The organism is Pedobacter sp. Leaf176, assembly GCF_001424305.1.
Taxonomy (GTDB): domain Bacteria; phylum Bacteroidota; class Bacteroidia; order Sphingobacteriales; family Sphingobacteriaceae; genus Pedobacter.
Genome location: NZ_LMPD01000004.1, coordinates 385,241 through 411,934, shown reverse-complemented (window position 1 = coordinate 411,934; position 26,694 = coordinate 385,241). Strand labels below are relative to the sequence as shown.

The window sequence follows — 26,694 nt, the reverse complement described above, 5'->3', positions numbered from 1 at the left end:
CCGTTCTATTAACGTACAACCATATTAAGCGTTTGATAAGTATGTGCGCTGAAGTAGCCTAATGCATTATTTGAGATATTGGACGTTGGGTTTGCCGGTGTTGTCCCCTGGTTCGGACCCCGGCCCGATTGCTCGTTTAATGCATACCAATAATCGAATACGTTTGAATCAATGCATTCGAGTTCTATCCTTACTTTATCGTTGCTGTTCAGTTCGTCGCTATCGTTATTATTATTATTCGACTTAAAAAATAACTGTACGCGTAAAGGATTTCCATTAGTAAGGCGATCGTTAGAAACGTAAAACCGTTGAGAAAGGTATTCGTTAACATACAAGTTGAAGTGATAAAAATTAGTTTCACCAGCAGGGTCAACAAGGTATGCAACGGCTGTCTTCCGGTCGCTACCAAAAAAAGAATTCAGAACCACGCCAATAGAATCTAACTTTACATTATTCGGCATTCTTGAACTCGCTGTATAGTTTTGCCCATCTGCATTTACTACAAGATTATAAGTTACACCAGAAACACCTCGCATTCTGTTCGTATAAACGCCAGGAGCGGTTTCCGTAAAAATATAATTATTACCTCTGCTGTCGCCTACTCTTACCGTAGCGCCGGAAACAGCAGGGAAATTCAGATCAGCATCATAGCTAACAGTTTTTGTGAGTTTTATTTGTTGAACAGCTAATTTATCCGTTATTTTTCCTTCAATAACAATTTGTGGTGGTGCATCATTTGTATCGATAGAAATAATTTTTTTGCAGGAAGTAAAAAACAGGCTTAATAAGCACAAGTATGTGAGTGTTTTTTTCATGTCGATTAAAATTTAAAGTTCCAGGTTACCGAAGGAATAAGTCCGAATAGTGAGGTTTGTTCCGCAATGGTTTTATTTGGATTGGTAGGATCAGTCTTAAATTCTATTGAATATGGATTTTTTCTAGCCAACAAATTATAAATACCGAAGTTCCAGCTCGATTCGTACTTCCCTCTTTTGCGGGGCTCTAATGTTGCACTAACATCTAAACGCATATTATATGGCATCCTTCCGGCATTTCTTTCCGTATAATAATAAGCTGTTTGACCTCCAATTGTGTATTTTCCAGCCGGAAAAGTAACTGCATTTCCCGTACTGTAGATGTAGCTCGAGGAAAAAGTCCATCGATTACTTAAGTTGTATATACCGACAACGGAAATGTCATGTGTTCTATCCTGTCTTGCCGGAAAGTAATTGCCATTATTTAATTCCGCAAATTTTCTTTCCGTTTTTGATAAAGTATAGCCAATCCATCCATTTAACTTTCCGAATTTCTTCTTAAAAAATAATTCCAAACCATAAGCCCTGCCTGTTCCGTAAAGCAGTTCTGACTCTACACTCGAATTCGCTAGTAACTGCGCCGCATTCTTGTACTCAATTTGATTTTGAAGCCATTTATAGTAAACTTCGCCCGACAATTCATAATTATTCTCCTGAAGGTTTTTAAAGTAACCAACAGCTATCTGGTCGGCAATTTCAGGCTTTATGTTATTGCTGCTCAAAACATACTGATCTGTTGGCGAACTCGAAGTGGCGTTTGTTAAGATGTGAATATTCTGTGTATTGCGATTGTAAGAGGCTTTTATTGAGTTTTCATCATTAAATAGATAACTCACAGAAAACCTCGGTTCTAAATTCAGGTAGTTTTTATAAAACTTTCCGCGTTCAACCGGCTCTGTTGTGAGTATATTTCCCGATGCATTGTAAGTACTGAAATTACCGGGACCGAGTAATGAAAATGCCGCTGCGCGCAGGCCATATAAAAAATTAAGCCTGTCGGTTGCTGCCCATTCATCTGAAACATACAATGCACTTTCCAGACCATAACGCTTCTCCTGTGACAATGGATTAACCTGCGATGTTTGTGTGGTGGTAATATCTATCGGCGAAATCCGGTGATGTGTCGCGTTTAAGCCAAAACGAACTGTATGTTTATTACTGAAATACTGAAAATCCTGCTTCAGGTTAAAATCCCTTACCAGAGATGTCGCTTTGAAATTTGTGACATCATTTAACAGTCGTACCGTGTAATTGTAGTTGTTGTAAATTAATGATGTGTTGGAAAAAAGTCTATCGCTAAAAATATGATTTAACCTCAACGTAGTCGTTACATTTCCCCAGTTATTCTCAAACAAATCTTTGACGCCAATATTGTCTTTCCCAAAATAGCCGGAAAGGTATATGGTATTCTTATCATCAATTTTATAATTGGCTTTTGCATTAATGTCGTAAAAATTCAGGGTACTACCGTTAATAGATGAATCTGAAGAAGCCTGTAGAAACAGATCAATATAGGTTCTTCTGAAGCTGACCATAAAAGAACCTTTATCTTTAACAATTGGTCCTTCAGCTTTTAACCTTGAAGCAATTAAACCTATCCCGCCCTGAAAACGAAATTCTTTGTTGTTTCCGTCATCCATTTTAACATCTAAAACAGAAGACAAACGCCCCCCATATTGCGCCGGCATACCGCCTTTGTACAAGCTGACATCTTTGATGGCATCGGCGTTAAACGTAGAAAAGAAGCCTAACAAATGGGATGAGTTGTAAACAACGGCTTCGTCTAAGATTATCAGGTTCTGATCTGCTGCACCCCCTCGAACATAAAAACCTGTATTACCCTCTCCACCCGATTTTACACCTGGTAATAATTGAATCGTTTTCAGGATGTCTTTCTCTCCCAACAAAACTGGTATGGAGTTTAATGATTTCATATCTACACGCTCCAAACCCATCTGCGCGCTTTTAACGTTTTCGTTCTTCCGGTTCTTTGCGCTAATAGTAACATCTGACAAATCATTTGCGCTTTTGAGTTCTTCGTTAAATTTAATGTCTTTATTCAGGATGATCCTTTTAACCGCAGAAACGTAACCCGCATAACTAATGATAACATCATACTCACCTTCCGGCTGGGTTAAAGCATAATAACCATAATTATTGGTAGAAGTTGCTATACTGGTTTTTCCAGTTAACCTTACCGTAGCCCCAATTAATGTTTCTCCGGTATTCGCGTCTCTGATTGTACCACTTAGATTGTATCTGCTTTGCGCAAAAATCACCTGGATAAAAATAAATGTAAGCAGGAAAGAAAAGTAAATCTTTAAGGACATATCGGCTAAATCTGATTAACGATTATGTCAAATGTACGAAATACAAGTCCTTTTCAGTCAGGCACTACATTTTTAGCAGAAGACGCGAATAATATTGTAAATATTAAGGATAAATGCCGATATGATGTGATCGCAACAGATAGGGATTCACATTTTTATTTCCGGCTGTTTGAAAAGAAATCAGTTTTGAAGGCTGCATTGGCATATGGCAGTTTACACAATTTGATTTTAAAACCCCTCGTTTTAATGTTTTAACGCTGTGTTTCTGAGTTTGATGACAACTGATGCAGCGTTGAGCATAAATGGGCATATTTCCTTTTATGTTATCATGCGAATTGTGGCAAGACTGGCAAGTCATTTCGCTTTTTCGATAGCACAAACTACCCTGTAACATAGATGTTTGATTTCCGTGCACGTCTGGATTTGCACCACCAAAGGAAACAAAATCCTGCGCATAGAAATCATTCAAATCGTCGCCGGGTTTAAAATTAAAAACCGACTGAATGGTTGTAAGTGTATTACCCGAATGACAAACACCACAAGCATCCATTTTTTGTTTACGGCTCAATGTATTATAAATGGCAATGAACTTAGCCTTTTTTTCTTCGGGGTTTTCAAGATGAAATACTGCGTGTTGTTTACCCGGACCGTGGCAACGTTCGCAGTCTATACCGTAAATCAATGATCCGCGCTTCATATCTTCATCCATTGCCAGTGCAGAGACCTGTTTTGTTTCTGATGAGATATAAGAACTATGGCACTCCAAACACCTGCTTGTAATTGCCCGATCGAAATACATTTTATTAATTGGAAAACCAGGACTATTCGCCCAGGTTCTAATTGCAGCAAAGTGAGACAGCGGGAGCTGAAATAGCTTTTTACCTTTCCAGTAAGCATAAGTAAAAGCTTTTTCACCCGAACCGAAGGCAACATCAAATCTTTCCGCCCGAACTTGCTTACCGTCAATATAAGCAACCTGAAAAATTCCACTATCACGCCTTTCTATTTTCACTTTCATCTTGTCGTTAAAAGCAAAAGAATTGGAATCAGTCTCCAAAAATCCCGAAAGTAGCTTTTCGTTCGCCGGCGAGGAAGTGAGGCCATGGGCATTATGTGCAAATGAATCGCCTATTTTCGAATGGCATTTAACACAAGTTGCAGCACCCGTATAATTTTCCCCACGCACATCAGGGGGTATTTCATTCGCAGCATTCATGCACCTGGAAAGGATCAAAATTAAACCGGCCATGCAGCCAAGAATAAATAATAGTCGCTTATAGCCTTTGAACACCAGATTTCCGTTATTTTATAAATTGAATATAGCTAAAATTATAGCCTCCCACATCTGAAATAATTTTTAAAACCTGTTTTCCCCTACCTAAACTTAAATTTTTCACATCAAAAGTCGCAAATTTCTTAGCGCCGCCTGTATTTGGAACATCAATATTATCTGCTATAACCTTTCCATTTAATAAAAGGGAAATTCTAGCCCCGGTGTTTGCTGACGCGACATTAAATCTGAGCGTGTAATTTCCTTTCTGGGCAACCTTCAATGTGTATTGCAGCCACTCTCCTTTTTCAATACTGGTAACAAAATATTTTTCATATCGGGCAGAATCTTTGACAATGTCAACACCATCATTTCTGTAAATCCTGCCACGATTACCAGCCGTTCTTTTATTAGTTACTGTGTGGTAATCTGCCGTATCCAAATCGAAATAGGCGCTATTATTTTTTCCTAAATCGTAATCCACTGCATAAATTATCGAACCATCTTTTATTAGGTTCGCTTTAAACGGTCTCGTTTCATCACTGTGTGGCTGGCGAATCATCGCATCAATTACGTCTCTGTGAATAATCGTATGCTCTAATTTAGTGTGAATGGCCAACTCCATCATGCCGCTATATACATTGCTTTCTTTTGGTTTATTGCCCCCTTTATTCATATAGTCGACAACCGCATTGTAGTTGGGATTCGATTTTATTTCCATCGGATTGTTAAATCCGACCTTTTTTAGTGGCCACCATGCCCAGCCAATATTATTTTTTTCGAGAAGACGAATAGCGTCTGTAAACCATGTATTGGAATTTTCACCAGTTTCACCTAGCCAAATCGGTACATTTTGCTCTTCACGGGCTTTTACCATATGAGCGATTGATGCCTGATCATTATAATTCCAATATTTATGGAAACTTAAAACCATATTTTTATCCCATAGCGGAAAAATGCCATTGTAATTATTTCCCCATCCATTTCCTTCTATAATTATAATATGTTTTTGGTCAACGGCGCGAATGGCTTTGGTGACATCGACCATCAATTTCTTCAATGGTGCATTAACTTTTTCCTTGGTACCATTCTTATCTTCCGCGGGATTAGAGAAGCCATAATTCGGTTCGTTTATAATATCATAGGCACCAATCCAAGGGTCATTTTTATAGCGGTCAGCTAGTTTTGCCCAAAGTGCAATCATCTTTTGCTGGTTAGCTTCACTTTCCCAAAGCATCGGTTTGGAAGGATCTCTATCTGAAATGTTGGTATCATTTCCTTGCCCGCCAGGTGTAGCATGTAAATCCAAAATCAAATACATGTTATTTGCTTTACACCAGGAGAGCAAACTATCTGTTAAAGCAAAACCCCGGTCAATCCAGGTGTTCTTTCCCCCTACAGGTTCTTTTTCAACCGGCAAGGTGTAAAGGTTATAGTGCATAGCTAGCCGAACGGAATTAAATCCCCATGCTTTTAAGGAATCAATATCGATTTTTCGGGTATGGTTATTTAACCAGGCATCGTAAAATTCCTGGGTTTGCCTGGCGCCCATCAAATCTTCTAAACGTTCACGGATTCTGTATTGCTGCCCGTCTTTATTAATCTTAAGCATGTATCCTTCCTGTAACATCCATCCGCCAAGACCAAATCCTCGAAGCAAAACATTTTCGCCTTTTTCATTAACAATACGTTTTCCATCTGCTTTCAAAAAACCTTGAGAAAAACCGCTAAATGTGATTAATATAAAACAGACTTTAAATAAAATGTATTTACAGGAGATAGAAATTTTGAGCCCTAAGTGCTGGTTTATAAATGTTTTGTTAGACATATAATTCTTTTTTCAATTCAATATTTCGGTTAGATGTAGGGCGTTTACCAGATATAAGTTGCAACATCGCCCTTACCTAACGTTGCCGCAACCTGTTTACCGTTAAAACTGATATTAAAATTTTGAGCCTCTTTTCCCGTGTTTGCCACAATTAAAACTTTTAATCCGGCAGGTGTTTTAAAGGCAACATTTGGTAAACCAATGGTTTCGTTTGAGGCAATACGAACGGAACCCGGACGAACAAATTTTGATGCGTGTGCAACAGAATAATAAGCAATATTTCTACTTACATTATCTTTATCAATGGTAACGGCACCCTGGCATGTCGGGCAACCGCCTCTATCTGTAAAAGGTTTGTTCTCCGGATCGGCGGCTAAATTCCACTCTAAAACATTTCTTGCCCAGTTGCGTGTGGCACCAATAATTAAGCGGCTAACGGGGTTTATGATGTTAATATTTGATGAACCTGGCCTTTCCACCACCATTTGCTCGGTAAAGTAAATGCTTTTATCAGGGTGCGCATTATGAACATCTGTTAAAGCTTCGATTTTACCGCCATACAAATGAAAGGCAGAACCTTCGATGTATTTTCTGGCTTCCTTATCATCAAGTATGGTAATTGGATAATCCGGGCGGTCGGCATTATGGTCATAAATTATGATTTTGGTATTTATACCAGCTTTCTTGAATGCTGGACCTAAATTCTGTTTTACAAAAATAGCCTGATCAGGAGCAACCATCAATAAACTTGGATTATTACCCGGATGCAGAGGTTCGTTTTGAACGCTTATGGCATCGATTGTAATTCCTTCTTTTTTCATCTGCTGAACATACTTAACCAAATAAGTGGCATAAGCGGCATAATATTCAGGCTTCAACATACCGCCACGGGCGTCGTAAGCTGTTTTCATCCATAAGGGAGGAGACCATGGCGAACCTAAAATTTTAATCTTAGGGTTTATAGCTAGAATCTCCTTCATTACCGGAATCACATCAACCCTGTCGAGGCCCAAATCAAATTTCTTTTGCTCCAGGTCGGTTTGACCTTCAGGTAAATCATTGTAAGAAAATACTTTTTCATTCAGGTCGGACGCGCCAATGCTTAGCCTGATGTAACTCACGCCAATGTTATTCCCATCCGTAGCAAATAATTCCTTAAGTAGTGCAGCCCTTGCTGATGGGGACATTTTAACAATGTGCTGCGCACTTCCACCAGTAAGCGAATATCCGAATCCATCAATCGGCTGATAAGTTTCTTTATCATTTACGACGATAGTTGGACTGGAATTTTGTGCTGTTGAGAATTTTATTGTTTGATTCTGCCTGGTAAACAAAATCGAACGATCAGCCTTGGTTAGCCAAATCGTAGCATCTTGTGCTGACAATTTTAGGATACCACAGCTTAAAATAAGAGTAAAGCAATAGCTTATCGCTTTAAATTTCATAACGACAGGTGTTAGATTATAGAAGATCAATCTTTTAATAAGCCGGGGTGCTTCTGTTAGGCGATAGCCCAACGAAAATTATAATAAAAAGGGGCAGACAAACGCCTGCCCCATTAAATATTTATTTAGTACCGCCCCACTCTTTGCTTTGAAGAATTTTTGAATTTGCCAACTCTCTTTCAGGAATTGGAAGCGTTTCATTTTTATTGGCCACAAAACCTTTGAAAGCCAATTTTGAAGGCGCTAAACCCCAACGAACTAAATCAAACCAACGTTGTCCTTCTGCAACAAGCTCAAGACGTCTTTCTTTCATAATGTTATCCATTGTAACAGCAACAGGGTTTAAATTTATACGAGCCCTTACTGCGTTAAGCATGATGTATGCTCTTGAACCTGCACCAACCGCAGCACCGCTTTTCAACAACGCTTCGGCTTCCATTAAATAAGTATCGGCTAAACGGATTTCATACATATTTTGACCGAAGTTCAACTCCAACTGGCCAGAAGCTGCTTTGGTAGATACTCTGCCAGCATATTTTTCTACAAAATAACCCGTATTAGCGTTAGCGTGTTTATAAGTAACGATTCCAGCTTTTTCCAAACTATCTAAATTTGCCACTGTTGGTTTATTGCGGGGGTCGAAATGAATTAAATCAAATAATTCTTGTGTAATTGGCATAACACTCCATCCCGAGACATAATCTGGTGCCTGGGCAGGGACTTTTGGCACGTAATTACGCGGGCCAACAAGAATGCCCATTACGTTACCCTCACCACTACCAACATTACCCCAACCCATATTTGATGTCGTATTGTAAGCAAGTTCTAATACGGATTCGGAATTGAATTTGTTTTTAACATTCCATAAATCTGCAAAATTAGGTAACAACTTATAACCGTAAGTACTGGCACCCGGTGCTGTTCCATTTACCAAAGCAAATTCAGCAGCCGCGGCAGCCCACTTCTCTTGCCATAAATAAACTTTACCCAAAACAGCATGCACTGCACCCTGACCTAAACGACCATTTTCTGCAACCGGAATAGTTGTTGGCAAAGCTGTAAGTGATGAAGTTAAATCTGCTTCAATCTGCTTGTAAATATCAGCAGCAGGCACCTGAACAACATCAAACATTTCAGCAGGCGCAATTGGTTTCAAAATCAACGGAATGTTCTTGAAAATACGAACCAAATCAAAGTAAAAGATTGCCCGCAAAGCTTTTGCTTCAGCAATATACCTTGCCTTTGTTGTTGCATCCATCTGGATATTTTCAATTTTATCCAGCAGCACATTTGCCCGGTAAACTCCGGTAAAACCTTTTCCCCATAAATAACTGGGCGCACCAGAGAGTGAGGTTACCGTATAATTGTTCATGGCTTGTAAATCACCCAAATCTGAAGGTGAATCACCACCTGCATAATGATCATCAGAGCCCGAGGCGAAAATATTAAGTTTAGTTATGTAACCAGAACCCTGATTGCCTAATTGGTCATAAACGGCAACCAAGCCATTAAATGCCTGTTGTGGCGTTTTGTAATAGCCTGATTCCAAAATACGCTCTCTTGGATTAACATCCAACTGTTTTTGGCAAGAAACTATCAGTTGTGAAGCAACTACTAAAGCTGCAAAACATAAAATATTCTTTTTCATTTTTAATTAATTTAAAATCCAACTTGTAAACCAAACATGAATGAACGAGCTTGAGGATAAACTCCTCTATCTACACCAAGCACAGTTCCGCCAATTTCAGGATCGTAACCAGTGTAATTGGTAATGGTCCAAAGATTCTCACTCATTACGTATACCCGAACTTTTTGTGCACCGATTTTTTGAATGAAGTTTGTTGGCAGATTGTAACCAAGCTGAAGTGTTTTTAATCTAAAATAATCACCAGCTTCTAAATATTTTTTAGAAAATTTTGTATTGTTTCCATTCGGGTCAGATTGTACCACTCTTGGTTGAGTTGCCGAAGGGTTGCTCGGCGTCCAGCGATCCAGAATTGATGTTTGCCAGTTTGCAAATGTTACATCTAACCTACGCAGACCCTGAAAAATCATATTACCACCAGCACCGTTACCGAAAGCAGTTAAATCAAAGTTTTTGTAGCCTAAGTTTATCGTTAATCCATAAGTGAATGTTGGAAGTGGACTACCTAAATAGGTACGATCTGCAGCTGTTATAGATTCGTTTCCATCAAGATTGGCAAATTTAATATCACCAGGTTTTGCATTAGGTTGTAAAATTGTTCCTCCCGGACCTCTGTACGCATCAACTTCTGCCTGAGTTTGGAAAATGCCAATGCTTTCATATCCATAAAATTCGTTAAAAGCACGGCCTAAACCTGTACGAGTGAAATTACCCATTGTTTGGAAACTTTGTGCATTATCTTCAATGAATGCTTTTCCGGGCAATAATTTAGTCACTTTATTTTTCAAGGTTGAGATATTCGCATTCACCCCAATGTTGAATTCACCGATTTTTTTACGATAGCCCAGTTCAAATTCCAAGCCTGTATTTTGCATATCGCCAATGTTTTGCGCCGCACCACCTGCCGCGCCTACATATAATGGAATGTCAGGTGTTTGCAACACACCCACTGTTTTTTTCTTATACCAAGAGAAGCTTAAATTAAAATCGGTTAAAAAATTCATATCAAAACCAATATCTGTTTGGCGGGTTTCTTCCCATTTCAAATCAGGATTTGATAAAGCAGCCGGGCTCCATCCAATCGTACTGACATCAGTTGTACCGAATGAATAGTTACGTCCGCTACCAACTAATGAAACAAAACGGAAATCACCGATTGCATCGTTACCTGTAACACCATAACTTCCGCGTAATTTTAACGTATTAATTATCTTGTTCTCTGGCCAGAAATCTTCTCTTGTTGGCACCCAACCTACTGATGCGGAAGGGAAATAACCAAATCTGTTGTTACTTCCAAAACGGGAAGATCCATCACGACGAATTACACCGGAGAAGAGATACTTCTCATCGTAATCATAAGTAACCCTGGTAAATAATGAATTTACAACATGTAATGTGTTATCATAACCGCCAGCAAGAATATCGGCCGTTACTGGCTTATACTGCATATTTGCTGAATAAAAATCGGTCGCAATAACATTTTGGAAATTTACATTAATCCCCCTTTGATTGTTATCCATATAATATCCTTGACCTAAAACTGCGAAAGCATGATGTTTACCAAATGATTTCTGATAACTCACTGTATTTTCCCAGTTATAGTTTAAGATGTTATTCATCTCCCTGTTAAAAGATGCTTTACTATTTTGGCTTGATGAATTCAAGTAGAACAATGGCGTAAATGATTCTGCACCATAAAAAGCCAGTTTAGTCGATAGTTGGGTTCTGAATTTTAAATTTTGAATGGGTTCTACCTCTACAAAAGCATTACCAACAATGTTATGGTCCCAGCCGTAATTGCCCAATCTGGTTTGAATATAAGCTAATGGATTAGACATCTCCTGCCCTACTACCGGAGAAATACCATACGGAAAACGTGTTGCCGGATCTCTTATGACATTTGCAATTGTATATGGGGAAGCAGCTGCAGCCGCAGCATTTGTTTCTATTACCGGTGTAATTGGGTCTAAGTTAATAGCAGAACTTAGCGGTCCGCCAAACTCGCTATTTGTATTTCCCAAACTCTGATTAACCGAATGGCTGTAACCTAAATTTTCACCAATTGTAATCCATTTTGCCGGCTTAAAAGTAGAGTTGATACGAATGTTGGCCCTATTAAAATTAGAGATTGGACTTGCTACAATACCATCTACATCCAAGTAGCCAAAAGAGGTATAAAATGTTGCTTTTTCACTTCCTCCGGAAATACTGAATTCGTGTGTTTGTCTGCGGGCATCATTGTTAAAAATTACAGATTGCCAATCAGTGCCTTCACCAAATGCAGCCGGGTTTGCATAGGGAGCTGCTAAACCAGAGTTGACTGCCGATTCATTCCTTATAGTGGCATATTGTGTAGCATTTAATAGATTAAGCTTTTTTGCAGGAGCCATGGTGCCATAAAAACCATTGTAGTTTATAGACAGACCACCTGCTCTACCTTTTTTAGTTGAAATAATAATTACGCCGTTTGCAGCTCTGGCACCGTAAATTGCCTGCGACGCTGCGTCTTTCAAAACCTCAATCGACTCAATGTCATTTTGGTTTAAGTAACCAATACCACCGTTATCGACAATTGCACCATCAACAACCCATAATGGATCATTATTACCTGATGAAGCGAATGAAGTATAACCCCTTACCCTAACGGTGGATGCCGTACCCGGCTGACCATTATTCGCAGCAATTGTTAAGCCTGAAGTTCTTCCTTGCAAGGCCTGCTCAACGCGGTTGATTGGCATTGCCTCCAAATCCTTTGCTTTTACGCTGGATATTGCTCCGGTTACAACACTTTTCTTTTGTGTACCATAACCTACAACGACAACATCAGTTAAATCTTTACTGTCGGTTGCCAATGCTACATTAACCCTGCCGCCTGCAGGCACAGTTATGGTTTGTGTAACCATACCTAATAAACTTACGGTTAATCTTGCACCTACTGACGCCTGAATAGAAAAAAACCCATTTGGATCAGTGGAAGCGGCTCTAGTTGTGCCATCAACTTTGATCGTAACGCCCGGAAGGGGACTGCCGTCTTTCTGGTCTGTTACCTTTCCTGTAACGGCAATATCCTGCGCAAATAGTGCTAGTGGAAATGCCATGATACAGTAAATGAAGAATACGAGTGTAAATCTTCTTCTCATAGAAAATAATATTAAGTTAAAATTTGGTTAGTTCGAGTATGGTTAGTGCCATAACTCATTTCAAATCTATTGAGGAGAAGTAAGATTGTGTAATATTGCCGTGCTACACAAACACTACAAAGCGTATTTTTTTTATCATTGGCCCTACTTTAGACCCTACATAAGCACTACAACAATACGTTAAGTTGCTGATAATTAAAAATATACAGCAAAACGATGAAATATACTACAGAACATTCGAAATCAGCAATTTGAGCCTATTTCTTTCGGGAAATGTCCATCAAAAACTCATATAGATTTACTTCAGGCTTAAGATTAAGCTTTTTTCTCAACCTGTATCTGCCAACTTCTACGGCTTTTATTGTAATGTTCATCAGCTGTGCCATTTCTTTTGAAGATAAATTCATACATAAATAGGCACAAAATTTCAGGTCGTTTTGACTCAGATCAGGATATAAATCTTTTAGCTTATTAAAAAATTCTGTATTCACATGGTTAAAATGAACGCTTAAATGATCCAGTTCCTGATCTTTCTTCTCGACATCTTTAATCAGCCTGATTAGGTGCCTGAAGCTCGGTGAATTTTCAGTAACATTTTCCTGGTTTTTTATGACAGATGAAATTACCTCCTTTATTTTTGCAAGTACCTTTCCCCTTTGCACCAAATGCATGGTCATGGTAGACAGTTCCTTACTTTTATAATTGACCTCAGCTTCCAACTTTTCATTCTGAAGCCTGATAATTTCCTGCTCTGTTCTATCTAACTCTAATTGATGCAGATAACTCATTCTTTCCTGCTCCTTTATATGCTTTTTCTTTTGCCATATGATGAGTAATCTGATAAGTAAGCCGATAATTATCAGGTAGGCAACCTTCATCCATATGGTACTGTACCAAGCAGGCAAAACCACAAAAGTATAACTCACTACATCCGATTCATTCCCGGCATCGGTTCTCGCCTTCACATTAAATGTATATTTGCCATGGGGAAGATTTGTGTAGTCTTTTTCACTTTTAGAATTCCATGCGGACCAGCTATTGTCGAAACCGACCAGCTGATAGCTAAACTTCGTATTTTTTTCATGCTCAAATAAAGTGGAAGAGAATTCGAAATGGATGGAGTTTAATGAATTTTTATATTCCGGTAATTTAGAAAGATCTTGCTTGTTGATTGTAAATCCGTTTCTGGTGAAATAGCCACCGAATACGGTACTATCTTTTTGTCCTGTTAATTTAATCCAGCCAATAAGCACACGCGGTTTGACTCGATTATCTACATATTTTGCGTAGTTAATGTGGTAAGCACCTTTGTTCGCTCCAATAAAAACATTTTTGTTATCAAGCGTATAAATCGATTCGAAACCTCCAACAATTTTTCCATCAAGCTCTGGTAAATAAATGATCGTAAATGCATTTTTGGCTGATGGTTTATGGAAATCAATTACGCCAACTTTTTTATTACTCACAAACCAGACATTTCCATTATCATCTTCTTTTAAAAATTGTATCGAAATGCCGTTTAAGGCATCACCGAACATTTTAAATCTTGAAAAATGATTGTGAACCGCATCGTATTCATAAATACCTCGTACCGTAGCGATTACAACTCTGTTTTTTACACGAAAAACGTAATTATACAATTTGGATGGCAGTCCGTTTTTATCAGAAAAAAGTGTGGTTTTATTTATCTTTTTTTTATCTGCTGAAAGTTCAATTTTGTATACACCGTGATAGGGATGTGATGCCCAGATGTTGTCATTATTATCAACAACAATAAATCTTAAGGTTTCATTTATACCACCGATTTTACCCCCATTTATAAATGCCCCATTTTTATAATTTATACTTTGCAAGCCCTGGTAGGTCCCGGCAAGAATGTTCAGGGCAGGAAAAACATTTTGAAGTGGTTGAAACATCCACGTTCCTGGAAGTGCATAAACTGGTATGGCAACATTTTCTTTTATGATGGATGCGCCATCTTCGTGCGCCATTAATAATTGATTATTGATTTCCTGCAGACCCCAAACCTGGCCCTTTGTATTCTTCACTTCTTCAAAAGCAGAAGTTGACATACTTAAATCTGATGCACTGGTATTGATTTTAGAAGTGTAAAGTCCGTTAGATGTACCGATGTAAATATTTTGATTTATTTTTCCGAATGCATAACTCGTAATCTGTTTATTCCTATCTGGCGAAATATTCTTAATGGCACTATTAATTGCTACATAAGCGATCCCATCGTCTAAAGCCAACCACATATTTTTATCACGATCCAACAATATACCCCGTACATTATTGTTTTGCAAGCCTTCCCTATAATTGTATTTCTGTGTTGGCTCGCCGCTTTTATTCATCAAATAAACTCCTCCCGAAGTTGTCCCAACTGCATAAAGGTTTTCGCTAAGCTGATTAGCAAAAAATATCCTGTCGTTAAAAAAGACATTATCGAGTTTAGTCTTAAACGGAAAAAGCTGATTGTTATAAATTAAAAAAAAACCTTTTTTCAGGGTCGATACCAACAGCGTATCTCCATGGTAGGCAGCTATTGACGTTATCGCAAATTGCTTTAGTGAAGGAGCTGTACAAACCGGCTTCCACACCTCCTTATCGTACAAGAACAAACCTGCATTTTTAGCTTGTGCATATATTCTATTATTTGCCTTACCTAAGTAAGACCATGTTTCAACTGGTTTGTAATTTTTTAATATGCCGTCTTTAAAATGAATAATTGCGCTCACAGAACGAAAAAAAACCTCATCGTTAACAACGGCAATATCCCAGATGTCTGCAATTTTGCGTAAGTTCTCAGGTAATAAATTTAGCAGGGAAGTATATTTTAAAATGCCATGACCATCGGGGAAAAAATAGCCTATTTCATCCTGACCACCTACGTATATTCTGTTCTTTGAATCAATACCGATAGAGCGGACGGATGTAAAGTTTGGCAAGCGGTAGATATTCCAATACCGGCCGTTAAATGTCAGGAGGCCTTCATTGTTGCCAAAGTATAAAATTCCATTTTTGTCTTGTTGAACATCCCAGTTCTGAATACCACCATTGTACTGTTCGTTATTATAGTTTACAATTTGAGGAATACTTAATAAATCCTGGGCTTCGCCAGAAAACATCTGAAGTAATAAGATTAAAACCAGCAGAAATTTCTTCATGGTTACAAGAAAAATAAATATTAGATTTATTTAATCAGATAAGGCTTAACAGCACGTTCCCAAATTTCATAACCAGCCGGGTTCATATGAAGCATATCGTTAACAAACAATTCCCTTCTTGATTTGTCGCCATTAAGCATTTTAGGAAAAATATCTATAAACGATGTATTGGACTCACCAGCTAAAAACTTTTTAATCAGTTGGTTTGAGGCAACTGCCTTTTCCCTGTATTTATCTCTGCTCGGACTTGGCTTTATTGAGATGTATGCGATAGGCGTGAGTGGAAGTTTTGCTCTTATGGCTTTAAATAATAGTATGGTTCTGTTGAGCACGCTATCAGGAGTTACCTTATCATTTACAATATCGTTCTCTCCCACATACAGTACAATTTGACGTGGTTGATAAGGGAAAACAACATCATTAAGATAAAAAGTAATGTCATTGATTACCGCGCCGCCGATACCCCGGTTTAAGGCATTGTATTTGGCGAAAACCTGAGTAAGATTGTCCCATTTTCTAATCGAAGAACTGCCCACAAAAAGAACTGGACGAACAGGCGGTTTAAATAGCTGATCATACTTTTTTATAGTTTGGACATCGTCCCAAAAAGGCGGCTTGTTCTGGGCTGCTGTAGAAAGTACGAATAAAAAAAGTGCTGTAACTAAAAATATGATTTTTCTCATTGCGATAAGCTTTAAGATTGCAAATTCGGCATTAGAATTAGGTTTATCAAAAATACCGGGAAATAAATAAAATTTCCGTAATGCATGCTTGTAAACATGATGAAAGACTATAAATGTAACAGTAACCAACCCCGATGCTAGGTTGAGTAATCGTTGATGCTTAATAGTGACTAAAATTCGGGTAGTTATCGTAAATGAGTTGCGTATTTATACTTAAAAGTATCACTTACAGGAATCATTATATTCGCATAGCTAATCCTATTTTAACAATGACTGGAATTGTGATATCATTTAATCAGCTCGCCAAATTAGGGTGTATAAAAGATATTAACGGGGAGAAAATTAAATTCTATCCCGAATCCTTCGGTTATGACATAGCAACAGGCGACTTAGTCATATACGAAATCGCGCTTGGGGATAAAGGTCTTATCGCAGTTAATATTTCGCTTATTATCCCAAAATTTAGTGAAATTTATCAGCTTAAATCTCCAAAGAAATTAAATCACTTAAACTCTTAATTGATATGGTGAGTGAATGCAATAGGATTGCTATATGTATTTAAAAATAGAACTTGCGTTACACCTAACTATAGCACAAAATAGGCTTCACACAAACCCTTTCTGCTATCTAAAATGTACAATTTCGTTTGCCAGAATAAACACAATCAAGCAAGTTAATGGCAGGATCGAAACCGGTCACAAAATGCAATTCTTAACAAAAGAAATTACAATTGATAATTAATCGGTGAAATCGCCCATTTTCAGTACCATATCGTCGATAATGTTGTATTTTAAGTTTATCCAATTTTTCTTTGTTAATGAGTGACTTAGGATCAGTTTGGTTTTAGGCGTCTGTAGCTGCGGAGAACTTCTCAAAACATCTAAAATGTTTTCAATGTTTTTTGGTTCATAAGTTCTCAGCATTTCTATCCGCATTACAAGTTCTTGTAATGTTTGTAAATGGATTTGGTTCATCATAACAGTTAAGTTTGTTAACAAAAATACAGATCAAAATTTAATCGTTTAACCGTAAAAATACCCTGTCTGCTAAATATTTGACATTTATCAATTCCTTTATTTCATTAGTTCCAGAATTAAGCCTTTTGCTCCCATTTTATAGCTCATAATTGATAAGCTATAGCCTCAATTAACCTTCTTAATCATCTACTTATCGGCCAGCGCCTAGATATAAATCAATTTAGCCTGCCAAAAAAAAAGCCCCCGATAAATAATCGGGGGCCTAAATTCATATTAAGAATTAACTAGTATAATGTAAACTCTACACGACGGTTTTGTTGACGACCAGCTGCAGTTTTATTGGTTGCAATTGGTTGAGATTCACCGTATCCAGTTGCTTCTATTCTCGATGCGTTAGCGCCTTGAGAAACTAAATAAGCTTTCACAGATTCTGCTCTTGCTTTAGATAAACGTAAGTTTAATGCATCTGAACCAGTATTATCAGTATGGCCAGCTAATTTCAAGCTAAAATTCTTTTGAACTAATAAAGCGGCAACTCTGTTTAATGAAGCGTAAGATTTAGAGCGGATAGTTGCTTTATTTAAATCAAACTCTAAGTTTTTGATAGCTGCTGCTACAACTTTACGGTCTTCTTCGGTAACAACCACTTTTTCTACCACTTTTTCCGGAGTTTTTAAAGGACAACCAGCGCCATCTACTACCGTACCTGAAGGTGTACCAGGACATTTATCCAATTTATCAGCAACACCATCACCATCGGTATCTTTTAACAAGTCTGCCATTTCTGAACGTAATTTGGCGTTTTCAGCTTTTTGAGCATCCAGATCGCCTTTTAATGCATTTGCTGCATTCTTAGCGGCTAAAGCTTCATCATAAGTTGCTGCAACCGGGTTATGGAAGGCCAGTTGTTTTCCTTTACCTAAAGCAAACTCCAAACCTGCATAAGCATAGTTATATTTATCGTTACTTGCGCCTTTATATAAACCATCTAAGTTATCTCCATCAACATAATTTATAGTCCACCCTAAATCGATGTTTACACCGTCAGAAACTTTAAATTTCGCACCAACACCAACAGGAATGATTAGCTCACTGATGGTTTTATCACCTGCATATAAAGAGGTACCAGCAGCAGTAGTAATTGTTGGTTTGTAACCAGCTAAACCGGCACCAGCAGAAGCATAAAGCTGAACAGCGTTTTCTTTCCTGAACATATCAATGTTAAAAAGATTGAAAACTGCATTTAAACTTGCAGAATAATTAAGTTTGGTATCGAAAGCAGAAACTGTGTTTGTTGGCGTAAAACCACTGTCAAAAGCTTCTGTATTATCGCCTTTTAATTTTCCCATAACTCCATCTAAACGAAGTGAGAAATAATTAGTTAATTGTTTTTTAACGTACAAACCGTAGCCAAAACTCGTTTTGTTATTGCTGAAGTCGTTTTTTCCGCCTAGAGGAGAAAGTGGCGTTAAAGCCCCTGCGTTAACACCAATTGACCAGGTTCTGAATTGAGCTGTTGTTGCCGGTTCCTGTGCCACAGCTACGGTACCTGCAAATAATCCGGCTAATACGACCGGTAAGGATTTAAATAAATTTGATTTCATGTCTTTTAAGTTTAACGTTAATAAGCGTTGCCGTCTTATTACAACTGTCATACCAAAAAGCTCATTTAGAGAAAATATTTTGAAATTAATGTGTATTAATACCCTATTGCCTTGTCATCACCACGCGGATCCGCACCTCCCTGATATGCACCCCACTTTGTCTTTAGAATCGCATCAACCCTTCCGATTGCGCCACGGGGTAGAATTCTGTATCCTTTAGCCTTTAATTTTTCAGTCGTTATGCTATCCAATGCATCCTTTTCTGTATACACTTCATCTGGTAACCATTGATGATGGAATTTTTTCGCAGACACTGCAGCTTGCATAGGCATGCCGAAATCGATTACATTTATTATGGTTTGAAAAACAGACGTTATAATGGTAGAGCCTCCGGGTGTACCTACAACCATGAATAGTTTTCCATCTTTTTCAACAATACTTGGAGTCATGGAACTAAGCATTCTTTTATTAGGAGCAATTGCATTTGCCTCTCCGCCAACTAAACCATACATATTTGGTGCTCCGGGCTTTACAGAAAAATCATCCATCTCATTATTCAATAAAAATCCGGCACCCTTAACCACTACCAATGAACCATAAGAACCATTCAAAGTCGTTGTTATAGACACGGCATTGCCATATCTATCAACAATAGAAAAATGCGTAGTCTCTTCATGTTCTTTGCCCTTAACATTGCCGGCCAGAACAGTACTACTTGGCGTAGCTGAATCCCACCTGAAAGTCGACATACGTTGTGTGTTATAGTTTCTATCCAGCAGTTCGTTTTTCGGAACGTTATAAAAATCAGGATCGCCCAGATGAGTTGCCCTATCTGCATAAACTCTTCTCTCAGCTTCAACAATTACCTGAACAGTGGAATCAGAATTATGACCCCATCTTTTAAGCGGATATGGCTCTACGCTCTGCAACAACTGCACCAGCGCAATGCCACCACTCGACGTGGGTGGCATGGTTATAATTTTATAACCACGATAATCTCCGGTAATTGGCTTGCGCCATACGGAATGATAATTTTGCAAGTCTGCTTTTGTAATTATTCCTTTTCCTTTTTGCATTTCAGCAACAATAGCATCGGCAACAACTCCTTCGTAAAAACCAGCTCTCCCTTTTTCCTGAACTAGCTTTAAGGTATTGGCCAACTCTGACTGAACCAACAAATCATTTTCCTTCCAGGTACTTTCCAGGCTGATAAAGGCAGTACCATCAGGATTAAATTTCATAAAATCCCTGTGCAGGCTATTTAATTCTGAAGCTTGTCTTTTTGTAATTTTAAATCCATTTTGAGCCAAATCCACTGCTGGCTGAACCACGGCTGCCCAGCTTAATTTCCCATATTTCTTATGGGCTTCAACCATACCATCAACTGAACCCGGAACCCCTGCCGCAAGATGGCCAAACAAGCTTTTAGCGATTATGGGTTTACCCGCACTATCCAGGTACATGTCCCTTCCTGCAGATGAAGCTGCTTTTTCTCTGAAATCTAAAGCATTAATTTCTCCTTCAGCTGAGCGAAAAACCATAAAACCACCGCCACCAATATTCCCTGCATTAGGATAGACTACGGCCAGCGCAAACTGAACAGCTACGGCTGCATCGACTGCATTACCACCCTTTTTTAAGATAGCTACACCGACTTCCGAAGCTTCCGGATGGGCAGATACCACCATCCCGTTTCTATATTCACCACTGTTATTTTTGCCAAGCTGACCGCTAACACAGCCAGAAATAAAAGTTGCGCCTACTAAAAAATAAGCCAAACAAAATACACTAGTATGGTGCTTTATAATCTTCAGCATCTTTATAAATTTTTTCAATCACACTGCCATTTTTTTCAGTGATAATCTTTCTTTTCAGACTTAATTTTGGAGTAAGTTCACCACCATCAATACTCCATTCTTTAGGCAAAAGCGCAAATCTTTTAACTTGTTCCCACTTACCAAAACCGGTACCCGCAGCTTCAATTACTTCCTTATATTTTATCAGAACCTGCTCGTTTTTAATGATTTCTTCATTTGAAATGAAGGCGATTCCCTTTCTGCCTGCCCATGTTTTTAAAGTTTCAAAATTCGGCACGATCAAAGCAGATGGAAATTTCCTGTTTTCCCCTAAAACCATTATTTGCTCTATAAAAATAGATTCTTTATATTTATTTTCAAGCATCTGAGGTGCAATATATTTTCCTCCTGCAGTTTTGAACATCTCCTTTTTACGATCCGTAATTCTTAAAAAGCGATTGTCGACCAGCTCACCTATGTCACCTGTATGGAACCAGCCATCTTTATCAACAGCCTCATCTGTTAAATCAGGGCGATTGTAATAGCCTTTCATTACCTGGTGCCCTCGGGTTAAAACCTCACCGTCCTGTGCAATTTTAACTTCAACACCTTTTATAACCTCACCAACAGAGCCAAACATGGTTCCACCAAAGTGATTTACAGTTATTACCGGAGAAGTTTCTGTTAAGCCGTAACCTTCAAAAACAGGCATACCCGCAGCCCAGAAAATCCTGGCCAATCTTGGATTAAGAGCGGCGCCTCCAGATACAATAACGACAATTTCCCCGCCTAAAGCCTCCTGCCACTTTTTAAATACCAGTTTACGAGCAATGTTTAACTTAAAATTGTACCAGGCTCCGCTATCGGTTGTGTATTTCTCAGCCAAAGCAACAGACCAGAAGAAAATGGCTTTTTTAACACCCGTCAGGGCTTTACCCTTCTCCATAATTTTATCATATACTTTTTCAAGCAAACGTGGTACTGTTGAGAAAGCGTTTGGTTTTACATGTTGTATATCTGCAACAATAGTTTCCATACTTTCGGCATAATAAACAGAAGTACGGTTAAACAAATACAGGTAGATTATCATCCTTTCGAAGATGTGCGATAAGGGAAGAAAGCTTAATCCTTTCTTGACGCCTTCAGGCATAACAACAGCCGAATTTTCGAAATTTGCGACCAAATTATGATGGGTAAGCATAACCCCTTTCGGCGTCCCTGTTGTCCCTGAAGTATATATTATAGTTAAAATATCTTGCGGTGCCACTTTGCTCCTGTACTCGTCGAGGTTAATTTCGGTACTTGATTTACCTTCATCAATTAATGTGCTCCAGTTTTTTGCTCCTGCAACTTCATTAAACGAATAAATCTTTATTTCAGGATTTACAGCTTCGACATTTGGTTTAACCTTTTTGTATAATTCTTCATCAGCTACAAAAATGACTGTGATTTCAGCATCCTTTAAAATAAACTGGATATCTTGATCGGCCAATGTTGGGTAAAGTGGAATTTGATAGGCACCAATTTGATTGGCTGCAAAATCTGCAACATTCCATTCCGGGCGATTATGAGACATTACTGCAACACGGCCAGCTTTACCAATTCCTAGTTTTATCAAACCGCGACTTAAATCATTTACGGATTCGCAAAATTGGGAAGTACTGTAATTAACCCACTTGCCACTTATTTTTCCATTGATGAATTCTTGCTGAGGTTGCTCAAGGCTATATTTTAAAAGATCGAATACCCGTGTAATTGCTGCAGCCATAAAATTATAATATTTGGTTAAGTTAAAAAATCCAAACATAAAGATTAGTACCTCTATGATCTTTAATCGAAAAAATTTTACCCGATTAGAAATACCGGATCTGAATGCGATATTTTGAATAAACTTAGCAATTACAAAATTACTATGCAAGCATTGTTTTTATCCAACTAAATTTTTACCTGAAAAACATAATCGGCACTAAAGTTGTTAGGCTGATATCTTTAAAAACATATAAATATTTAGATTATGAAAAAATTACTTTTTACTATTTTCGGATGTGCAGCCCTATTTGCAATGAGTATAACAGACGTTAAAGCTCAAAACTACAAAACAGGGGTTGGCTTAGGTCTTGATTTCGGCGACGGTGCAACTTTAGTTGGTCCTTCGTTAAGACACCACTTCAGTAGAAAAGGTGCAGTCCAAGGTGAGGTTTTATTTGGTGGTAATTCAACCATTATTCAGGGATTCCTTCAATACAATACGCCAATTAAAGGTGCAGCAGGTTTGGATTTCTATGCTGGTGGCGGACCTTCTATTCAGTTATATGACGGAGGTTCAAGTTTTTATTTAGTACCAATGGCTGGTTTAGACTATAAATTTAATGGCGCTCCTTTAGCATTGGCTTTAGATTGGAGACCAAGACTATATATTGGCGACAACGATAGCGATTTTAACGCCGGAAGATTTGGCCTAGGTTTCAGATATACTTTTTAAGCTTTAATACTCAAAAGAAAACCCCGTCCGGAATTTTTCGGACGGGGTTTTTTGTTATACTTTCAGGTTAGATTAAATACCCATCCATTTCTTGAGCACTGTTTTCTGTGCAGTCGTCGCATTTTCATCTATCGTGGCTTTTAAGCGAACACTTGGATTTGCTTTTAAAGTTAATATGATTTCCTTTTCAATTCCATCACGTTTCACTTTCAATTTCAGCGAATCGCCAATGTTCTTTTTAGCTACTAAGGGTAACACTTCCAAAGAAACCATTGGTGAGCGCAGTTTAATATTACTTAAAGCGTCGCCTATTGAAGTGTCATCAAGAGAAATAATTACGTCATTAACATTTAAGCCGGCATCCCATGCCGCAGAACTACGTGCTGTGTAGGTTACGGTTAAACCATCATTTCCTAATTGAGCCGCAGCACCTGTTACCGGTTTATCCGGCGTCGCATTTTCAGTGGAAACCTTTACACCTGCAAACCCAAAATATTTAACATACTCGGCATCATCTACGCCATTTACATATTTAGCCCAGAAATTTGTAAAACTTATTCCTGAAATTTTCTCAACCATCGCTTTAAACTCCGCATCCGTATAGCCACGTTTAAGGGACTTGCATTGCAGATACATGGCTTTCATCACATCATCCAGGCTTTTAGCACCTTTTGTTGCATTGATAATTTCCAGGTCCATTAAAATACCGATAACTTCACCTTTGTTATAATAGGATATGGATGTGTTTTTAGAATTTTCGTTAGGGCGATAACCAATAATCCATGCATCATAGCTGGATGCAGCAGCAGATTGCACTTTTGCGCCTGGTGTATTTAAAACAGTTGCTATTCCGCCGGCAAGTGCATTCACAAACCCATTCGGATCGCTGAAACCAGCTCTTAAAATGTATTTGTTTTCGTAATATGAGGTAAAACCTTCTGCAACCCAAAGGTTCGTGGTGTAATTTTCGTTATCGTAATCAAATGGACCCAAAGCAATCGGGCGTAAGCGTTTTACATTCCAAAGGTGATGGTATTCATGGGCAACTAACCCTAAGAAACCTTTATATCCAGCGTCGGTACTATAAGCATTCCTGCTTGCGCCTAATGTAGTCGAATTTAAATGTTCTAAACCACCACCTCCACGAGCGAAATTATGCACGATAAACAAGTAGTATTTATTTGGATTTTCGCCATAAACTGCAGTTTCCTGTTCTACAATCTTGGCCATATCTACTTTTAGTTTTTCTTTGTCGTAGTTACCCCCACCATACATCGCAACTTCATGGCGAACGCCCGAAGCCAGAAATTCAAAAGTATCCTGGTTTCCAACTTCTATCGGACTATCATACAGAATATCAAAATCACTTGCCCTGTAGGTAAATGTTTCTCCTGTAACCAGTGGCATACCTGTAGAAACTTTACTCCATGTTTTGTGCGGGATAATTTTTACCGTGCTCGGCGATTGAATCATCCCTGCCGGGTGCATAAAAATACCTGTTGGCGATAAAAAAGCGTGTGATTCATCAATAAAGGCCGTGCGAACCGAGATCTCAAAAGCATAAACACGGTAGTTTATTTTAATATCATTTGCTTTGGCGGAGAAAACCCTCCAGATGTTCTTTCTTACTTTTTCTACTTTTAATTTTTTACCGGAAGCTGATGCGGTAAAGCCTTCAACACTTTTTTCGAACTCGCGAATCAGATAAGAACCTGGTGTCCATACGGGCATTTTAACATCCACATAATCTTTAGCCAGACCAGAAATGTTCATCTGCACTTCTGCGTAATGTGCCTGAGGTTCTTTAAAGGAAACCTCGAAACCTATTTTTACCTGCGCCTTCGCTGCCATAATAAATGTTAGTAATGCAACTAAACTTAAAATCGATTTTTTAGTAAACATATAAATGTGTTTTGCCACAAATTTATAGTTTCTCTCCATCCTTTAAAATTTAAATGCCAATCGAACGATAATATTACTCAATCAGATTTAAAATGATTTTGAATCCGTAGCCCCGTTAAAATAACAGACGCCGGGTAAAGCGCTATATATGGACTAGACAAGTTCCATTAGGAGGATGCCAGGTATTTCCAGGACAGATGCAAAGCTATATCAGGACTAAATATACTAAGGTTTAACAATGCTTTGTTCGACTCTCGTTCGACTCTTGTTCGGGAAATCGGCCTTTAAACCCCATTTTTAGCAACGTTTCCCGAACAAGTCCCGAAGAAACCCGGAGAATAATATTATTTAACCTTCAAAATTGAAACCGCGTATAGCCTGTTGTCACATAACCACAAGGTAATTTAGTAACATCCTTAATACAACAAATTTATGATTAAACTATTTGAATATTTTTACAAGCTTTTTAAGGTTATTACATATATTAATTTTCTAGAAAGACGATCCACGCACAAATGAAAAAAAGATATATTATTTACACTGTTCTGGCCTTGGGCCTTGCCTATCTGATTTATTACCGAATTAATGCAAATAAGAAACTTGAAGGCAAAGGAGGAGGAGCGCCATCCGGCCAGGGTAAAGGTGGCAAGGATGGAAAACCTTCGCCAGCGGTAACAGTTGATGGCGTAATTGTTAAATTATCCCAATTCGATAATGATTTGGAAATTACCGGCGCAATCGAAGCGAATGAATCTGTTATATTGAAAAGCGAAGTTTCAGGCCTTGTAACCGGTATCTATTTTAAAGAGGGTTCAAATGTTAGCAAAGGAAGTGTTTTAGTTAAAGTTAATGACAGGGATATTCAGGCCCAGCTGCAGGATGCACTTACCAAACAAAGGCTATCATCTACAAATGAAAACAGGGCAAAGCAACTGCTGGCCAAAGGCGCAATAAGCCAGGAAGAATACGATACAGCACTTGCAGATTTAAAGTCATTTCAATCACAAACCAATTTGATAAGGGCTCAGCTTGCTAAAACAACAATACGTGCCCCATTTAGCGGTAAGGTTGGATTACGCAGCATTTCAGCGGGAACTTATTTAACCCCGGCAACCGTCATTGCAAATCTGGTAAATACAAACCCGGTTAAAATTACATTTTCAATACCCGAGAAATATGCAGGTCAGATTAAAATCGGCTCCGAAATCTCATTCACTACCGATGGTTCAGATAAAAAAAATACAGGAAAGGTTTATGCAATAGAACCAGGTATTAACACAGCAACACGTACCTTGCAGTTGCGTGCCCTTGCGCCAAATGCTGACAACACATTACTGCCAGGTTCATTTGCTAAAATTAAACTGGCACTCAATACATTACAAAACGCGATTCTTATTCCGAATGAAGCGGTAATTCCGGTACTAAAAGGAAAAATCGTTTACATACAAAAAGACGGCAAAGCACAGGAAGTAAAAGTAGAAGCAGGGACCCGGACAGATGAAAACATTGTGATCACTTCAGGCTTAAAAGCCGGAGATACCGTTTTAACCACAGGTTCGATGGCCCTAAAGAAAGATGCCCCTGTTAAAGTTAATCTGGTTAAACAATAA

At 38.4% G+C, this 26,694-nt stretch carries 17 protein-coding genes; 3 read left to right on the top strand and 14 right to left on the bottom strand.

Annotated features, from left to right (window positions below; all coding sequences use genetic code 11):
* Positions 1-8: 8 nt before the first annotated feature.
* The 9 genes from ASF92_RS14245 to ASF92_RS14205 form a co-directional block, all read right to left on the bottom strand.
* Positions 9-815 (bottom strand): DUF4249 domain-containing protein, encoded by an 807-nt coding sequence (locus tag ASF92_RS14245; RefSeq protein WP_056094311.1) that lies wholly within the window; start codon positions 813-815, stop codon positions 9-11.
* Positions 816-820: 5 nt separating this feature from the next.
* The gene (locus tag ASF92_RS14240) at positions 821-3,145 is read right to left on the bottom strand and encodes a TonB-dependent receptor (RefSeq protein ID WP_056094306.1); all 2,325 of its coding nucleotides are present in this window, start codon (positions 3,143-3,145) and stop codon (positions 821-823) included.
* Positions 3,146-3,248: 103 nt separating this feature from the next.
* Positions 3,249-4,394: a multiheme c-type cytochrome gene (locus tag ASF92_RS14235; RefSeq protein ID WP_056094302.1), complete on the bottom strand. Its 1,146-nt coding sequence runs from the start codon at positions 4,392-4,394 to the stop codon at positions 3,249-3,251.
* A gap of 52 nt (positions 4,395-4,446) precedes the next feature.
* The gene (locus tag ASF92_RS14230) at positions 4,447-6,243 is read right to left on the bottom strand and encodes a cellulase family glycosylhydrolase (RefSeq protein WP_082489567.1); all 1,797 of its coding nucleotides are present in this window, start codon (positions 6,241-6,243) and stop codon (positions 4,447-4,449) included.
* Positions 6,244-6,287: 44 nt separating this feature from the next.
* Positions 6,288-7,628 (bottom strand): glycoside hydrolase family 30 beta sandwich domain-containing protein, encoded by a 1,341-nt coding sequence (locus ASF92_RS14225; protein WP_231729824.1) that lies wholly within the window; start codon positions 7,626-7,628, stop codon positions 6,288-6,290.
* 181 nt (positions 7,629-7,809) lie between these two features.
* On the bottom strand, positions 7,810-9,336 hold the full coding sequence (locus tag ASF92_RS14220; protein ID WP_056094295.1) for a RagB/SusD family nutrient uptake outer membrane protein: 1,527 nt from the start codon (positions 9,334-9,336) through the stop codon (positions 7,810-7,812).
* Positions 9,337-9,347: 11 nt separating this feature from the next.
* Entirely contained in the window at positions 9,348-12,473 is a 3,126-nt protein-coding gene (locus ASF92_RS14215) for a TonB-dependent receptor (RefSeq protein WP_056094292.1), read from the bottom strand.
* Positions 12,474-12,730: 257 nt separating this feature from the next.
* Positions 12,731-15,640 (bottom strand): triple tyrosine motif-containing protein, encoded by a 2,910-nt coding sequence (locus ASF92_RS14210; protein ID WP_056094289.1) that lies wholly within the window; start codon positions 15,638-15,640, stop codon positions 12,731-12,733.
* Positions 15,641-15,666: 26 nt separating this feature from the next.
* The gene (locus tag ASF92_RS14205) at positions 15,667-16,323 is read right to left on the bottom strand and encodes a GDSL-type esterase/lipase family protein (protein WP_056094526.1); all 657 of its coding nucleotides are present in this window, start codon (positions 16,321-16,323) and stop codon (positions 15,667-15,669) included.
* Between the two features lie 269 nt (positions 16,324-16,592).
* Here ASF92_RS14205 and ASF92_RS14200 point away from each other — a divergent pair, with 269 nt between their 5' ends.
* On the top strand, positions 16,593-16,841 hold the full coding sequence (locus ASF92_RS14200; protein ID WP_056094286.1) for a hypothetical protein: 249 nt from the start codon (positions 16,593-16,595) through the stop codon (positions 16,839-16,841).
* Positions 16,842-17,060: 219 nt separating this feature from the next.
* Here ASF92_RS14200 and ASF92_RS14190 read toward each other — a convergent pair whose 3' ends face one another.
* The 4 genes from ASF92_RS14190 to ASF92_RS14175 form a co-directional block, all read right to left on the bottom strand.
* The gene (locus tag ASF92_RS14190) at positions 17,061-17,300 is read right to left on the bottom strand and encodes a hypothetical protein (RefSeq protein ID WP_157263892.1); all 240 of its coding nucleotides are present in this window, start codon (positions 17,298-17,300) and stop codon (positions 17,061-17,063) included.
* A 284-nt stretch (positions 17,301-17,584) separates the two neighbouring features.
* Positions 17,585-18,904, bottom strand: coding sequence for a DUF6089 family protein (locus ASF92_RS14185; RefSeq protein WP_056094524.1), 1,320 nt, complete (start codon positions 18,902-18,904; stop codon positions 17,585-17,587).
* Positions 18,905-18,999: 95 nt separating this feature from the next.
* Complete coding sequence (ggt, locus tag ASF92_RS14180; protein WP_082489566.1) at positions 19,000-20,721, bottom strand: gamma-glutamyltransferase; 1,722 nt, start codon at positions 20,719-20,721, stop codon at positions 19,000-19,002.
* The gene (locus ASF92_RS14175; protein WP_056094521.1) at positions 20,693-22,468 is read right to left on the bottom strand and encodes a long-chain fatty acid--CoA ligase; all 1,776 of its coding nucleotides are present in this window, start codon (positions 22,466-22,468) and stop codon (positions 20,693-20,695) included. The genes ggt and ASF92_RS14175 overlap by 29 nt, the downstream gene beginning before the upstream one ends.
* Positions 22,469-22,714: 246 nt before the next feature.
* Here ASF92_RS14175 and ASF92_RS14170 point away from each other — a divergent pair, with 246 nt between their 5' ends.
* Entirely contained in the window at positions 22,715-23,182 is a 468-nt protein-coding gene (locus ASF92_RS14170; protein ID WP_056094273.1) for a hypothetical protein, read from the top strand.
* Positions 23,183-23,254: 72 nt separating this feature from the next.
* On the opposite strand, the gene ASF92_RS14165 is transcribed toward ASF92_RS14170, so the two are convergent.
* Positions 23,255-25,123, bottom strand: a complete 1,869-nt coding sequence (locus tag ASF92_RS14165; RefSeq protein WP_231729823.1) for a M61 family metallopeptidase — start codon at positions 25,121-25,123, stop codon at positions 23,255-23,257.
* Positions 25,124-25,599: 476 nt separating this feature from the next.
* Between ASF92_RS14165 and ASF92_RS14160 the strand changes: the two genes are divergently transcribed.
* Positions 25,600-26,694, top strand: coding sequence for an efflux RND transporter periplasmic adaptor subunit (locus tag ASF92_RS14160; RefSeq protein WP_056094271.1), 1,095 nt, complete (start codon positions 25,600-25,602; stop codon positions 26,692-26,694).